Here is a 15,195-nt window from a genome sequence, read left to right as displayed (position 1 = left end):
AATATACAGAGTTCTCGAAAAACATATTAACTCTAATGACCGGAACTGTTATTGCGCAAGCTATACCAATAGCTATATCACCTATATTAACAAGGTTATATACTCCAAGTGACTTTGGAGTATTTGCGCTTTACAGTAGTATCCTTGCTATAATAAGCTTGGTATGTACTGGTCGTTACGAATTGTCAATTATGTTACCAAAAAAAGATTCTGACGCAAAGATTTTGATAATGATATCAATATTGATATCATTGTTTATTTCTCTAGTGTTAGGTCTTTTACTGCTGTTTTTTCATGAGCAGTTATTTTTATATGTATCTATCCCTAGGGAGTTATATTTATGGATCTATATTTCACCGATAACTGTATTTGTCATGGCTGTTTTTCAATCATTAACAATTTGGAGCAGCAGAAAGAAAAAATTTAATATATCTGCCCATAGTAAAATAGTGAGAAGTGGAATGATTGCTAGCTCACAGCTAGGCTTTAGCTCTTTTTTTACGGGAAGTTTTGGCCTGACGGCTGGAGGTTTTTTAGGACAAGTAGTTGCAACTATTTATTTACTGATTAAGTCAAAGTTATATGCTTTTGATTTCAAAAAAAAACCTCAATCGACTAAGGTGATAGCTTTACTTAAGAGGCATAAAAAGCTCCCCCTATATAACTTACCAAATGCATTTATCGATGGTGTAAGATTATTAGGCATTAATTATTTAATTGGAATGTTATTTTCTAGTACTATACTGGGATATTTTTCTTTGGCGTGGCGGATGGTTCAAGCTCCCTTGATGATGATTAGTGCATCTATTTCTCCGGTTTTGTTTCAAAAGATGGCTACTGTCCAAGGCGATGAACTAGCTAATATAGTAAGAAATTTTATAATTAAAACTTTCTTGCTTGGTATGCCTGTTTTTTCATTTATTTATTTTTTCTCAGAAACTATATTTATGGTCATATTTGGTGACGATTGGAAGCTTGCGGGGGAAATAGCCTCGATATTGTCTCCTTGGTTGTTTTTGAACCTAATATCTTCACCAATATCTTCAGTTTTTATTGTTAAAAATAAACAATCTATAATGCTGATTTTTTCTGTTTTTTATATGATTGTGCCACTTTCTGTATTGTTTTTTTTCTCTGATATTAATTTTATTGTAGCGATTAATTATTTATCAAACTCAATGTCGTTGATGTTGATTTTATTCATTACTATGGCCTACTTCATTTCGAAAGGAAAATAAATTAAATTATGCATATTCTCGTTCTTCCTTCCTGGTATCCTAATTTTTATAAACCTGCATTGGGTAGCTTTTTTAAACAACAGGCAGAGTTATTGCAAAGGAAAGGGAATGTAGTTGGTGTTATTGCAATACAGCCCATAAATATAAAGACGATATTTGAACATAAAAAACTGTCTTTTTTTAAAGGTTTTGACGAAAGTGAAATAATACCAACATTTAAACATCAATACCTTGAAGTGCCCAAAATTCACTCTGTCAAAGAGGGGTATAAGCTTTGGGTCTTTAAGAAGTGGTTTAAAAAATATGTATTGAAACACGGTTGGCCTGATATTATCCACTTACACTCTTTTTTGAATGGTGAGCTTGCGCGGTGGATTAAAAATGAATATGGAATTCCATTTGTAGTAACAGAACATTACACTGGATTTGCTAGGGGAGCTTTAAATATTTCTCAAAAAAATATGGCTCAAAAAGTATTTTATGACTCTTCGGTTGCTATTGCTGTTAGTAACGAGTTTTCAAAATTACTTGAAGGCTCTTATAATCTTCCCTTTCAGTATATTCCTAACATTGTAGATACTGAAGTTTTTAAGTTAAAAAACAAATCTAGTTGCGATTCTTTTGTTTTTACAAACATTGCTTATTTTCATAAGAAAAAAAATCAGTTAGAGCTTGTCAGAGCTTTTGCCCTAGCTTTTGCTGACAACAATCGAGTTAAGTTGAATATTGTAGGGGGGGGATCTGAATATAAGAACTTGTGTTCTTTAGTCAAAGATTTAAACCTTGAATCTCAGGTCACTATTAAAGGAAGCGCTACCAAGAATGAAGTAATTGATATTTTGAGAAATAGTGATGCTTTTGTGTTGTCAAGTGAATTCGAAACTTTTGGGGTCGTTATCATTGAAGCTATGTCATGCGGTTTGCCTTGCATTGCTACGAAATGTGGAGGTCCTGAAAGTATAATAACCTCCGAAAACCTCGGTATTCTTTGTGAAAAAAATCGTGAGTCTTTGTCTTCTTCAATGTTATCTTTATATGAAAACTACAGTTATTACTCACCCGAAAATATACGCAGACATGTGAAAGAAAATTTTTCAGAGGATGCTGTTTATTCTAAATTAATTAATGTATATTCTTCAATTTTGGAAGAGAAATGAAAATTGCTTATATAATTCACAATGAAACACCAGATTCTGGCCTATTAAACACGCAAGTTTTCAATTTATTGTCAGAGCTTTCGGTATCAAATAAACTTAATATCACATTATATGCTATTTGGCAGCCTGTGATATTTATAAGAGATTTTGCTAAAATTAGGAAACTGAAAAATAGACTTTCTAAGGTGGGTGTTAATTTGGTATCTATACCATTTGCTCTTCCCGGTCGATATTTCTTTAAAAATGAAGTGTTATTAGAGATAAATACTTTATTTACAACATTTGTAATGTCTTTGTTTTCTATGAATAGATATGATGTGGTCCATTGTCGAGGTTACTTTATCACATCTATAATGACAAAATTAAAAAAGAAATTTAAGTTGATTTTTGATATGCGAAGTATGTTTCCAGAAGAGAATGTCTCATCCGGAAATTGGAATGAGTTTTCACCTATTTATAATAAGTGGAAAATTATTGAAGAGATAAATATCCGAAATTCTGAAGCAACGGTCGCAGTTAGTCAGCCTATGGCAACATCACTAAAAGAGAATTATAGTCTAGAGTCAATATATTACATTCCTATCGGCTTTGATTTTGAGAGTGAAAGCCATTGTAGTGATTTGAATCTGAAAAAATTGCTGGGTATAGAAGAGAAGTTTATCGTTGGTTATTGTGGTAGCCTAGAATTGGGTTTTTGGAATGATATATCAATATATTCAGAGTATTTTAAAGGCATTAACTCCTCTATATCTAACGCTCATTTTTTGCTACTAACTGGCAGTAACCACTTAACGATATCAAATTATTTGAAAAATCAGGGGGTGGATAACTTCACGTTATTGAGTTTAAAATATTCGGATGTACCGAAATATCTCCAGATCTGTGATTGTGGTATCCAAGTGATGTCCCGACATCTAGATAGTTCTACTCGGTTTGGAGTTAAAACTGTTGAATACTGGGCTGCAGGAATTCCCGTTTTGACTAATTCAAATGTAGGTGGTGCTTGTTATTTTATGAAAGGAAAGCCGTTTCTTGGTGCTGTTGTTAACTCTAGTTCTTCCTTTGACTACTCTTTGTTAGAAAAACGAGAGATGTTTAACTCCGATGAAATAAGAAAACTGGCAGTCAACGAGTTTTCATTTAAAAATGTGTCAAAACTATATAACTCACTTTACCAAACGATATAATTATGGAATTTGCACATTACTCGTATTATTTAGTTGCTTTGATACCCAGTGTTGTATTTTCACTAAGTAATTTTTTTAAGAACTCTTTCTTCGAAAAATTGGCTTTTCTACTTCTATGGTTTTTAACCTCGGCTAGGTATAACTTGGGTGGTGATTATTCTAATTATTACTTTATATTTAAAGACATATCCTCTGGTGATATTCCTCCCTTGTATTTTCTGGAGCCCTTGTTTTTATCGCTCAACCTAGTTATTGATTATTTTGGTTTTCCTTTCCATACTTTAATATTTATTGCAGATACATTTTTTTTGTTCTCTATATATAAGTTTATGGGTGTCGTTAGGTCTGATTATAAGTTTATATTTTTCTCAATATTTTTGTTTTCTTATGATGCCTATTGGTCCTCTTTGATTTATGTCAGGCAACAGATCGCAATCGCGTTCTTTATATTTTCTGCTATTAACTTGTTTAATGGGAGTAACAAGAAGTTTTTTTTGTTTGTATTCCTAGGTGGACTTTTTCACAATGCTCTCTTGTTGTTTTTCCCTTTGTATTTCGTCAGGAATGTAGGGTTATCTCGACTGATAATTGTTTTTTCTGCTTTGACCTTGGGGGTAACTTTTACTGAAGAAATCGTCACATTTATGGGGTTGAGCCATTACTCTTACTACTTGAACCTAGGTTCTAAGAATATGTCGATTGGTTTTTTAACAAAAGTTTTTGTTTTTATTATGGGGTTAGCATTATTTAGACGGTATAATAACTATTTTTATACCCTTTTTCTCGTTGGACAGTTGATTTCTATTCTCAAGATTTACGTACCTATTTTAGGTAGGTTCGAGCTATACTTTTTTCCTTTTCATATTTATGGTTTGTATCTAATTCTTCGTCATATATGTGTTGTTTCAAATCAGTACATTATGATCTTAGTTTTTTCCATGATTATTGCTTATAATGCTTTGTCTTTCGGGAGTATAGTCTCTAATAAGTCTGATGAGTATTTTTGGAGGGGTTATAAATTTATTTTTTTGGAAGATAATGATATAGTTTATTATGATGACAAGTATAAATACAGGAATAGTTTACATTGATTAGTGTATGTATTGCGACTTATAACGGAGGGGAATTTATTATCCCTCAGTTAAACTCTATATTAAGCCAGCTAGGTCCTTGTGATGAGGTTATTATATCTGATGACCGTTCATCAGATAATACTGTGAGTCTGATTCGCTCGTTACGTGACGAGAGAGTGCGTATAGTTCAAAATCACCGGCCACCTGGTTATACTAACAACTTTCAGAGTGCACTAGAATTAGCTAAAGGAGAGTTTATTTTCCTCTCAGATCAAGACGATGTATGGCATGATTGCAAAATAAAAATAGTTATGAATCAAATGCAAAAATATGACTTTGTTGTACATGATGCTGAAGTTGTTGATTCAAAACTCAACCTTTTATCTCCTTCTATTTTTCAAGACAGAAAAGCTAAACAAGGATTTCTTAATAATTTTTATAAGATTAATTATCTGGGGTGTTGTATGGCCTTTAGGAGAGAAGTGCTAGAGAAGGCTCTTCCCTTTCCTGGCAATCGAAACTATGTTACACATGATTCTTGGTTGACATTGATCGCTGAAGCATATTTTAAAGTAAAATTGCTTAATAAGCCTTTATTATTATATCGGCGACATGGGGGGAACACTTCGTTAGGAGGAGAGGACGAAGGGAATTCATTATTAAAGAAAATTAGTATTCGTTCATATAGTTTATTTCATGTCACCATTTCTTTTTTTAGATAATATAATATTTCAAGCTCGAGGTTTTAGATGAAAGCACTAATCACAGGTATCACAGGCCAAGATGGCTCTTATTTAGCTGAATTGTTGATTGAAAAGGGTTACGAAGTTCACGGTATTATTCGTCGAGCATCTTCTTTCAACACAGAACGTATTGATAGTACTATTGCTAATTCAACTAATATTCACCTTCATTACGGTGATTTAACAGACTCCTCAAATCTTCTTCGTCTTGTAAAAGAAATTCAACCAGATGAAATCTATAACCTTGGTGCCATGTCCCATGTTGCTGTGTCATTTGAGTCTCCAGAATATGTAGCTGATGTTGATGGTATGGGAACTATGCGTCTACTCGAAGCGATCCGTATTAATGGTTTAGAGAAGAAGACAAGGTTTTACCAAGCTTCTACTTCTGAATTATATGGTGAAGTGCGTGAAATCCCTCAGCGTGAAACTACTCCTTTTCATCCTCGCTCCCCTTATGCTGTTGCAAAAATGTATGCATATTGGATCACGGTTAATTATCGTGAATCTTACGGTATGTATGCATGTAATGGCATTTTGTTTAACCACGAATCACCACGTCGTGGCGAAACGTTTGTAACGCGTAAAATTACACGAACGATTGCTAATATTTCTCAAGGTTTAGAAGCTTGTTTGCATCTTGGTAATATGGACGCGTTACGTGATTGGGGTCATGCAAAAGATTACGTTCGTATGCAGTGGATGATGCTTCAGCAAGAAATCGCAGATGACTTTGTTATCGCTACAGGTAAGCAAATTTCTGTACGTGAGTTCGTTCGCATGTCTGCTCTTGAGGCTGGGATTACACTAGAGTTTACTGGTGTTGGTGTTGATGAAGTTGCTTCCGTCACTGAGGTTGATACAGATAAAGCACCAAGCGTAAAAGTTGGTGATGTTATTGTCCGTGTTAATCCAAAATTCTTCCGCCCTGCCGAAGTAGAGACCCTTCTTGGCGATCCTACGAAAGCGAAAGAAAAGTTAGGTTGGGTTCCTGAAATTACTGTTGAAGAAATGTGCCAGGAAATGGTGCAATCAGACATCTCTAAGGCGAAACAGCATGCATTATTAAAAGAGCATGGTTTTGATGTGGCTATTTCTATAGAGAGTTAATTGATATGTCGAATGTAGTTAAACGTATTTTTATTGCTGGTCATAAGGGAATGGTTGGCTCTGCAATCGTACGTCAGTTATCTCACTTACCCAATGTTGAGCTTATTACACGTGAGCGTAATGAGCTTGATTTATTGGATACTCAAGCTGTAAATCAGTTTTTTTCTGAAAATAACATAGATCAAGTGTATTTATCGGCAGCGAAAGTGGGGGGGATTGTTGCAAATAATACTTACCCTGCTGAATTTATTTATCAGAATCTGACGATTCAAAATAATATTATTCATGCTGCGCATAGCCATGATGTTCAAGATTTACTCTTTTTAGGATCTTCTTGTATTTATCCTAAGTTTGCAGAACAGCCTATGGTCGAAAGTGCTTTGCTAACTGGTATACTTGAGGAAACGAACGAACCTTATGCCATTGCTAAGATAGCTGGCATTAAAATGTGTGAATCCTATAATCGTCAATATGGGCGTAATTACCGCTCAGTAATGCCGACGAATCTTTATGGTGAAAATGACAATTTCCACCCTGAAAATTCACATGTTATTCCGGCTTTGATCCGTCGTTTTCATGAAGCTAAATTAGCTGAGCAAACACAAGTTATTGCTTGGGGAACGGGTAAACCAATGCGTGAATTTCTTCATGTTGATGATATGGCTGCTGCTAGCATTCATGTTATGAATTTAGATGACGATATTTATCAAGAAAATACTCAACCAATGTTAAGTCATATTAATGTAGGTACTGGTATTGATTGTACTATTCGTGAATTGGTTGAGACGGTTGCTAAGGTCGTTGGTTACCAAGGTGACATTGTTTTTGATACCTCAAAACCAGATGGTACGCCACGTAAATTAATGGATGTATCTCGTTTAGAAAAGCTTGGATGGGTGACTTCAATATCACTTGAAGATGGATTGAAAGAGACTTATCAGTGGTTTTTAGCGAATCAGAATACATTTAGAAAATAATGTTTTCACAGTTGTGTATATTATCTGTGATAAAAAGAGCTTTAATTTAAAGCTCTTTTTCTTAAGGGCCGAAATATGTTTCTTGATCAAAATACGTTTTCAAAAGTTATTTCAAGTACTCCTCTTGTGTCTATTGACTTGGCTGTTGTGAATGCTAAACATGAAGTTTTATTAGGTAAACGCTTGAATAAGCCTGCGCAGGGTTATTGGTTTGTTCCTGGTGGTCGAATTCAAAAAAATGAAACATTAGAGGTTGCTTTTCGACGTTTAACATTAAGTGAGTTAGGGGTTGAATTTTCAATTGACCAAGCTCAATTAATAGGGCCTTTTACTCATCTTTATAATGATTATGTTTTTGGGACGGATGTGAATACACATTACGTTGCAATTGCTTATAAATTAATCGTTGACGCTGAGCAGTTAAAGTTACCAATAAATGATCAGCATAATCAGTATCAATGGCTCTCTTCAGAGTCTTTAATAAATAGTAATGAAGTGCACCTTCATACCAAATGGTATTTCCAACCAAACGAATAAATACTGATTTTATCTATTCCCACTCTTTCAAATAAAATAAGTAGTCAAACTATGCTATTACCTGTAATCATGGCTGGAGGCTCAGGTAGCCGTCTATGGCCCTTATCTCGCACTCTTTATCCAAAGCAATTTCTGTCTTTAACCAGTTCAAGTACGATGCTTCAAGAAACGGTTAATCGACTTGATGGTATTGAGCATGAAGCTCCTTTTTTTATTTGTAATGAAGAACATCGATTTATTGTTGCAGAGCAATTGCGCCAAAAAGAGTTAACACATAGTGGTATTGTTTTAGAGCCGGTTGGTCGTAATACGGCACCCGCTATTGCACTTGCTGCCCTACATGCTATGAACAAAAACGAAGACCCTATTTTATTGGTTTTAGCTGCTGACCACGTTATTCAAAATCAGTCTGCATTTATTGATGCAGTCAAGCAAGCAATGCCTCAAGCAGAAAGTGGAAAGTTAGTTACGTTTGGTATTGTGCCAACAGCACCTGAGACTGGATACGGTTATATTAAAAAAGGCGACGAGTTGATCACAAGCGGTGCGTTTGGAGTTTCACAATTCGTTGAAAAGCCAAATTTAGAAACGGCACAGTCTTATTTATTATCAGGTGATTACTTATGGAATAGTGGGATGTTTTTATTTAAAGCATCACGTTATCTTGAAGAGTTAAACCTGCATCGTCCTGATATATTCACGGCTTGTCAAAAAGCGATATCAGGCTCTCGTGGTGATTTGGATTTTATTCGTTTAGATGAAGCCAGTTTTGCTGCGTGTCCTGACGATTCAGTGGATTATGCTGTAATGGAAAAAACACAAGATGCGGTAGTTGTTCCAATGGACGCAGATTGGAGTGATGTAGGCTCGTTCAGTGCGCTTTGGGAAGTTAATGCTAAAGATGATAATGGCAATGCCACTCGTGGTGATGTATTAACGGAACAAACAACAAACAGTTATATTTATTCCCAAAATCGTTTGGTTTCCACTGTTGGGGTTAGCAACCTTGTTGTTGTTGAGACAAAAGATGCGGTATTGGTTGCAGATAAAAATAATGTTCAGGATGTTAAGTCTGTTGTAAATCAGTTGAAAGGACTTAAGCGTTCGGAATGTCAGCAGCATCGTGAAGTGTATCGTCCATGGGGCTCTCATGATGAGATTGCTGAGGGAGAGCGTTTTCAAGTGAAACATTTATCAGTTAAACCGGGTGAGCGTACTGCTACTCAGTTGCACTACCACCGAGCAGAGCATTGGGTTGTCGTATCAGGAACGGCTAAGGTAACGAATGGAGATAAAACGTATCTTTTAGGTGAAAATGAATCAACCTTTATACCTATTGGGACCGCTCATAGTATTGAAAACCCCGGGAAAGTACAATTAGAGTTAATTGAGGTGCGCTCAGGGTCTTATTTGCAGGAAGATGATGTCGTTCGTTTGGAAGATTATGGAGTAGGGTATTAGTATGTTAGTGAGTTCAACCGTTATTAAAGAGTCAGGTATTCAGTTTGGTACCAGTGGTGCTCGTGGTCTTGTTGATCAATTTACACCAAATGCGTGTGCCGCTTTTGCTCATGCATTTATCTCATCAATTCAAAATCAATTTGAGTTCAAGCAAGTTGCTATTGCCATTGATAATCGTCCTAGTAGCCCTGCAATGGCGCAAGCGTGTGCAACAGCAGTACAACAACTATCCCTTGATGTTGTTTATTATGGTGTAGTGCCTACACCAGCGTTAGCTTATGTTTCAATGCAAGATACTGTTCCTTGTATTATGGTGACAGGTAGTCATATTCCATTTGACCGTAATGGCCTTAAATTTTATCGACCAGATGGTGAAATCACAAAAGCTGACGAGCAAGCTATTTTAAATGCAGCGGCTGAGTTTGAATCAATTTCAGATTTGCCAGAGTTAGAGGTGAATACTGCTGCCGGAACGAAATACATTGAGCGCTACACATCATTATTTGATAGCCAAATGTTGGCAGGTAAACGCATTGGTATTTATGAGCACTCAAGTGCTGGTCGTGATTTATACGCGCCACTGTTTGAGGCATTAGGTGCCGAAGTGATAGCTCTTGAACGTAGTGATGAATTTGTGCCTATTGATACAGAAGCGGTTGCTGAGCCAGATAAAGAAAAAGCACGCCAATGGTCTGCAGAGTATGGTTTTGACTGTATTTTTTCTACCGATGGTGATGGTGACCGTCCGCTTGTTGCTGATGAAAAAGGTGAATGGCTTCGAGGTGATATCTTGGGTTTATTATGCGCTGAAGCAATGAATATTGAAGCGTTAGCTATTCCAGTTAGCTGTAATACGATGATTGAAAAATCAATGCAATTTAAGCACGTATCTAAAACTAAGATTGGCTCACCTTATGTGATCGCTGAATTTGATACCCTAAATACAACGTATTCTTCTGTTGCTGGTTTTGAAGCGAACGGTGGATTTTTGTTGGGGAGTGATGTTGTTGTTAATGGCAAGGAGCTAAAAGCACTACCAACTCGTGATGCCGTATTGCCAGCTTTAATGCTTCTTTTTTCTGCGGGAAACCATGGGATATCGACGTTAGTCGATGTACTTCCCAAGCGTTTTACACATAGTGATCGTATTCAGAATTTTGCGACAGAAAAAAGCGTCGCTGTTTTAAAGCAAGGCAAGAAGGCGCCTCAAGAGTTTCTTCATCAACTTAACTTATTCAATGTTACCCTTGAGCAGGTAGATGGGACGGATGGCTTACGTTTAATACTTTCAGATAGTTGCATCGTGCATTTACGAGCATCAGGTAATGCGCCTGAATTACGTTGTTATGCAGAAGCTGATACATTGTTGATTGCTCAACGGTTAGTAACTACGGTTTTAGATAGAATTCATTTTATTGGTTTGAACAATCAAATATAGATAACACTCTTGATGAGTATGTTTTATTTTTAAAATAGGTTATAAGAGGATTTTACCCATAAAAAATGTTACAATTATTGGGTGTTATTTTTAAACAGTATTAAGTTAGGTTTTATGTTGGATGAAATAGACTTTAGTGTTGTAACTGTATCATACAATGCTGAAAATACAATAAGGGATACGATTAATAGCGTTCTTAGTCAGAAGGATGTGAATTTAGAATATATTGTTATTGATGGTTGCTCTATCGATAAAACTGTAAATATACTTAATGAAATTAAAGATCCTAGGTTTAGTTTTGTCTCAGAGAAAGATAAAGGCCTTTATGATGCGATGAATAAAGGTATAGAAAAAGCTACCGGTAAATATGTTGCTATTATTAATTCCGATGATCTTTATGTTGACGAGTGGGTTTTGAGTCGGATATTTTCTGAGTTTGAAAAAACAAAGTCAGATATTATCTCAGGTAATATTTATTACTTTGATGATTTCAATGTTTTTAAGAAGAAAAGGCTGTATTCAGCCCCTTGTTTTAAAAAGAAAAAAGCATGGAAGAAAGGAGCTCAGCCTCCACACCCTTCAACTTTTGTTAGAAAAACAGTTTATGATGAGATTGGCTTGTACAATATTGATTTCAAAATAGCATCAGATTACGATTTCTTGTTTCGAGCAATGTATGTTCATGATTTTGTTTATTCGACGGTAGATCATGAAGTAGTAGCTATGCGCCTTGGAGGGGAAAGTACTAGTGGCTTGAAAAGTGTTTATTTGGGGAACAAAGAGGTGCTCTCATCATGGAAATTAAATGGAAAAAAAGCCCCATTATCTTTGATACCGAAAAAATTATTTAGGAAATACATAAACCGATAATTAGTCTTGGCATCTAGTTAAAATTAGACCCGTTTTAGAGTCTAATTAAAATTACACTATCGACCCATTCCCAAAAGAACGGTTTTAACAGTTAAGAATAGGATCTTCAATTCCATACGCCAGTTTTGGTGTTTTATGTAGTAAATATCATATTTATGCTTCCAGATCGCATCATCAAGCGAGGCTCCGTATGGATACCTTACTTGTGCTAGCCCTGTTACTCCTGGTTTTACTGCGTGACGGAAGCGGTAGTATGGAATTTCTTTTTCTAAATTTTCAATAAAAACTTCTCGTTCTGGACGGGGACCTACCATTGACATCTCACCCTTGTATACATTTATTAGCTGGGGCAACTCATCAATACGTGTTCTGCGAATGAAGTTGCCGACTTTCGTAACGCGAGCATCATTCTTAGTTGCCCATTGGGCTCCGTTTTTTTCGGCATCATTGCGCATTGAACGAAATTTGATAACCTCGAACTCTTGGTTATATTGCCCTGTTCTTTTTTGCTTGAAGAAAACTGGACCTGGCGACTCAAGCTTGATAAGGATTGCTGTTATCAGGCCTATAGGGATCGCTATTAAGCCAATCATGAAAACGAACGTTAGATCGATGAAACGTTTTTCATTTACATGCCTTTTATTTGAAAGAATAGAAAAGGCTTTTTGGTGTAAGAAGTAACCACTGTGCAATAGTTCAGTCTCAGTGTAACCTAACTTTTTGTCAAAGTAGCTGACAAGTGGTTCTACCCTGGCCCCCAGTTCTGTTGCGCCAATCAAAAATGCTTTGTGTTCTTTTGATAGCTCTGAGCTTTGAAAGTGGCATAAGGTGTGCCCTTTGAAGTCCCTAATTGAATAATTGTTAATATCACACTTTATATCATGTTTTGACACTACTAATTGGATGTTTTCAACACAGCTTTCGGGGCAATAGATGTGAAGGATTTCCTTACTTTCACTGCAAGTGGAATTACATTCAGGATTAATTATATTCTTGGATGTACTTAAATGTTGATTTTCTCTATTAGCAACTAAAGTTTTCATTACGACGCCATTTATAAATATATTACATAAGCCAAACGGTTTGCGTTCGTATTATAGGCGATTTTGGCATTTTAAGAAACTCTCTTATTTCTAAGTTACTCTAGGTTCATATATGAGTTAATCAGAAATTTTCGGTTTCTCAGTACCGATTGATTATTGAGATATGGAGATTAGGTGACGTTTTTTTACATCCGACCCGCCTACCTGAGCCCTTTCTTGATCTTCCACTACAGTTTTGACTGTAAACTGTAGTAAAATTACGCTAATTTGTTTTTATACCGATTTATTTTGAATTGAACGAGGTCAGTCCTATGTCAGCTAAGAAGCCAATGGCTCTAGTGATCCTTGACGGTTACGGTTACCGTGAAGACAACCAAGACAACGCTATCGCGAACGCTAATACACCTGTATTAGACGGTCTTATTGCTAACCAACCTAACACGCTAATCTCGGCTTCTGGCTTAGATGTAGGCCTACCTGATGGCCAAATGGGTAACTCTGAAGTGGGTCACACCAACATTGGTGCGGGTCGCGTGGTATACCAAGATTTAACGCGCATTACTAAGTCAATCGCAGACGGCGAATTCGCTCAAACTGAAGCGCTAGTGAATGCTGTTGATAAAGCGGTTAAAGCAGACAAAGCGGTTCACATCATGGGTCTTATGTCTCCAGGTGGCGTTCACTCTCATGAAGATCACATCTACGCGGCTGTTGAAATGGCAGCAGAGCGTGGCGCAGAGAAAATCTACCTACACGCATTCCTAGACGGTCGTGATACGCCGCCTCGTAGCGCAGAAAACACATTAGCGCGTTTCCAAGATCTATTCGCTAAACTGGGTAAAGGCCGTGTGGCTTCGCTTATTGGTCGTTACTACGCAATGGACCGTGATAACAACTGGGATCGCGTTCAAGAATCTTATGACCTTCTTACCGAAGCGAAAGGTGAATTCACATTCGACACCGCTGTTGCTGGCCTAGAAGCAGCTTACGCACGTGATGAAAACGATGAGTTTGTAAAAGCGACTGAAATCAAAGCGGAAGGCGAAGAATCAGCAGCTATCGTAGATGGCGATGCGGTTATCTTCATGAACTACCGTGCCGACCGTGCTCGTGAAATCACACGTGCGTTCGTGCCTAACTTCGACGGTTTTGAGCGTAACGTATTCCCAGCGATCGATTTCGTGATGCTGACTCAATACGCAGCAGACATCCCACTTCTTTGTGCATTCCCACCGGCTTCTTTAGAGAACACCTACGGTGAATGGCTATCGAAAGAAGGCAAAACGCAGCTACGTATCTCTGAAACAGAGAAATACGCGCACGTGACGTTCTTCTTCAACGGCGGCAAAGAAGACGAGTTTGAAGGCGAAGAACGTCAGCTTGTTGCTTCTCCAAAAGTAGCAACGTACGACCTACAGCCAGAAATGAGCGCACCAGAGCTAACTGAAAAGCTTGTTGCTGCAATCAAAGGCGGCAAATACGACGCTATCGTGTGTAACTTCCCTAACTGTGACATGGTTGGCCACACTGGCGTTTACGATGCAGCGGTTAAAGCGGTAGAGTCGCTAGACGAATGTCTGGGCAAAGTGGTTGAAGCAATCAAAGAAGCCGATGGCCAACTGCTTATCACTGCTGACCACGGTAACGCGGAAATGATGGTAAACCCAGAAACGGGCGGTATCCACACTGCGCACACGAACCTACCTGTTCCACTTATCTACGTGGGCAGTAAAGACGTTGAGTTCAAAGAAGGCGGTAAGCTGTCTGACTTAGCACCAACGATGCTTTCTCTGTCTGGTATCGCAATCCCGGCTGAGATGTCAGGTGATGTGATCGTTAAGTAATTGTTTGGCTCAGCGGTTCACGTTGAGCTTTAACGATTTTGAAAGCCCGCACTTCAAAGTGCGGGCTTTTTTATAGATGCGAGATACGAGATACGAGTAAGCGAGTATCGAAGAGCTTAAGGGCTGGTGCATGATGCGAGTAAGCGGGTCACTAACAGAATGAGAGCTGTTATATATTTTCGCATCTCGAATCTCGTTACTCTCATCTGCTCTAGACTGTCATTCCAGAATTGAGGAACGAAATATCTGGAATCTCATGCAGAGTATTACTTGTCATATTCGGTGTTCAACATAAAGAGAGATTCCCTATCACGCTCGTGCCTCGCTGTAGGGAATGACGTAACGATAAGGGGCAGATACGGGATACTAGTAGCGAAAAGCGATAAAGCCACAAACAGAAAGAGAATTCCTTCTTTGCTTTTCGTATCTCGCAACTCATTTACTCGTATCTATCTCATATGCTTTTGATGTGACCCCATAAAAGTAGACACTTAATACAGAGCATTGAGTGTCATGA

General features: G+C 37.3%; 13 protein-coding genes. 12 read left to right on the top strand and 1 reads right to left on the bottom strand.

What is annotated here, in order from left to right; translation table 11 throughout:
• Window positions 1–35 precede the first annotated feature (35 nt).
• The 11 genes from AACR09_RS08495 to AACR09_RS08450 all read left to right on the top strand — a co-directional run bounded on the left by AACR09_RS08495 (window position 36) and on the right by AACR09_RS08450 (window position 11,791).
• On the top strand, window positions 36–1,238 hold the full coding sequence (locus AACR09_RS08495; protein ID WP_193834761.1) for an oligosaccharide flippase family protein: 1,203 nt from the start codon (window positions 36–38) through the stop codon (window positions 1,236–1,238).
• An 8-nt stretch (window positions 1,239–1,246) separates the two neighbouring features.
• Window positions 1,247–2,395 carry a glycosyltransferase gene (locus AACR09_RS08490; RefSeq protein ID WP_193834759.1) on the top strand — a complete coding sequence of 383 codons (1,149 nt, stop codon included), beginning with the start codon at window positions 1,247–1,249 and terminating at the stop codon, window positions 2,393–2,395.
• Window positions 2,392–3,582 carry a glycosyltransferase gene (locus AACR09_RS08485; protein WP_193834757.1) on the top strand — a complete coding sequence of 397 codons (1,191 nt, stop codon included), beginning with the start codon at window positions 2,392–2,394 and terminating at the stop codon, window positions 3,580–3,582. The genes AACR09_RS08490 and AACR09_RS08485 overlap by 4 nt, the downstream gene beginning before the upstream one ends.
• A 2-nt stretch (window positions 3,583–3,584) precedes the next feature.
• Window positions 3,585–4,673 carry an EpsG family protein gene (locus tag AACR09_RS24625; RefSeq protein ID WP_193834755.1) on the top strand — a complete coding sequence of 363 codons (1,089 nt, stop codon included), beginning with the start codon at window positions 3,585–3,587 and terminating at the stop codon, window positions 4,671–4,673.
• Complete coding sequence (locus AACR09_RS08480; RefSeq protein ID WP_193834753.1) at window positions 4,670–5,377, top strand: glycosyltransferase family 2 protein; 708 nt, start codon at window positions 4,670–4,672, stop codon at window positions 5,375–5,377. The genes AACR09_RS24625 and AACR09_RS08480 overlap by 4 nt, the downstream gene beginning before the upstream one ends.
• Window positions 5,378–5,404: 27 nt before the next feature.
• Window positions 5,405–6,508 (top strand): GDP-mannose 4,6-dehydratase, encoded by a 1,104-nt coding sequence (gene gmd, locus AACR09_RS08475; RefSeq protein ID WP_193834751.1) that lies wholly within the window; start codon window positions 5,405–5,407, stop codon window positions 6,506–6,508.
• A gap of 5 nt (window positions 6,509–6,513) precedes the next feature.
• On the top strand, window positions 6,514–7,485 hold the full coding sequence (fcl, locus tag AACR09_RS08470) for a GDP-L-fucose synthase (RefSeq protein ID WP_193834749.1): 972 nt from the start codon (window positions 6,514–6,516) through the stop codon (window positions 7,483–7,485).
• A gap of 75 nt (window positions 7,486–7,560) precedes the next feature.
• Window positions 7,561–8,022, top strand: coding sequence for a GDP-mannose mannosyl hydrolase (locus AACR09_RS08465; RefSeq protein ID WP_193834747.1), 462 nt, complete (start codon window positions 7,561–7,563; stop codon window positions 8,020–8,022).
• 51 nt (window positions 8,023–8,073) lie between these two features.
• Complete coding sequence (locus AACR09_RS08460) at window positions 8,074–9,483, top strand: mannose-1-phosphate guanylyltransferase/mannose-6-phosphate isomerase (protein WP_193834745.1); 1,410 nt, start codon at window positions 8,074–8,076, stop codon at window positions 9,481–9,483.
• Between the two features lies 1 nt (window position 9,484).
• Window positions 9,485–10,921, top strand: coding sequence for a phosphomannomutase (locus AACR09_RS08455; protein WP_193834743.1), 1,437 nt, complete (start codon window positions 9,485–9,487; stop codon window positions 10,919–10,921).
• A 114-nt stretch (window positions 10,922–11,035) separates the two neighbouring features.
• On the top strand, window positions 11,036–11,791 hold the full coding sequence (locus tag AACR09_RS08450) for a glycosyltransferase family 2 protein (protein WP_193834741.1): 756 nt from the start codon (window positions 11,036–11,038) through the stop codon (window positions 11,789–11,791).
• Between the two features lie 56 nt (window positions 11,792–11,847).
• Here the strand turns inward: AACR09_RS08450 and AACR09_RS08445 are convergent, their stop codons facing one another.
• On the bottom strand, window positions 11,848–12,834 hold the full coding sequence (locus AACR09_RS08445; protein WP_193834739.1) for a sugar transferase: 987 nt from the start codon (window positions 12,832–12,834) through the stop codon (window positions 11,848–11,850).
• A gap of 311 nt (window positions 12,835–13,145) precedes the next feature.
• On the opposite strand from AACR09_RS08445, the gene gpmM reads away from it, so the two are divergent.
• Window positions 13,146–14,678: a 2,3-bisphosphoglycerate-independent phosphoglycerate mutase gene (gene gpmM, locus AACR09_RS08440; protein ID WP_193834737.1), complete on the top strand. Its 1,533-nt coding sequence runs from the start codon at window positions 13,146–13,148 to the stop codon at window positions 14,676–14,678.
• The last annotated feature ends 517 nt before the right edge of the window (window positions 14,679–15,195 follow it).

It is taken from the genome of Vibrio sp. OPT20, assembly GCF_963889365.1.
Taxonomy (GTDB): domain Bacteria; phylum Pseudomonadota; class Gammaproteobacteria; order Enterobacterales; family Vibrionaceae; genus Vibrio; species Vibrio splendidus.
Note: the sequence above shows the minus strand (reverse complement) of the source record. Positions and strands in the feature narration are given on the sequence as shown.

Coding starts and splice junctions, on each gene's coding strand:
- AACR09_RS24625 (WP_193834755.1), top strand. CDS start 3,585: ATGGAATTTGCACATTACTCGTATTATTTAGTTGCTTTGATACCCAGT.
- AACR09_RS08465 (WP_193834747.1), top strand. CDS start 7,561: ATGTTTCTTGATCAAAATACGTTTTCAAAAGTTATTTCAAGTACTCCT.
- gpmM (WP_193834737.1), top strand. CDS start 13,146: ATGTCAGCTAAGAAGCCAATGGCTCTAGTGATCCTTGACGGTTACGGT.
- gmd (WP_193834751.1), top strand. CDS start 5,405: ATGAAAGCACTAATCACAGGTATCACAGGCCAAGATGGCTCTTATTTA.
- AACR09_RS08485 (WP_193834757.1), top strand. CDS start 2,392: ATGAAAATTGCTTATATAATTCACAATGAAACACCAGATTCTGGCCTA.
- AACR09_RS08495 (WP_193834761.1), top strand. CDS start 36: ATGACCGGAACTGTTATTGCGCAAGCTATACCAATAGCTATATCACCT.
- AACR09_RS08445 (WP_193834739.1), bottom strand. CDS start 12,834: ATGAAAACTTTAGTTGCTAATAGAGAAAATCAACATTTAAGTACATCC.
- AACR09_RS08450 (WP_193834741.1), top strand. CDS start 11,036: ATGTTGGATGAAATAGACTTTAGTGTTGTAACTGTATCATACAATGCT.
- AACR09_RS08490 (WP_193834759.1), top strand. CDS start 1,247: ATGCATATTCTCGTTCTTCCTTCCTGGTATCCTAATTTTTATAAACCT.
- fcl (WP_193834749.1), top strand. CDS start 6,514: ATGTCGAATGTAGTTAAACGTATTTTTATTGCTGGTCATAAGGGAATG.
- AACR09_RS08460 (WP_193834745.1), top strand. CDS start 8,074: ATGCTATTACCTGTAATCATGGCTGGAGGCTCAGGTAGCCGTCTATGG.
- AACR09_RS08455 (WP_193834743.1), top strand. CDS start 9,485: ATGTTAGTGAGTTCAACCGTTATTAAAGAGTCAGGTATTCAGTTTGGT.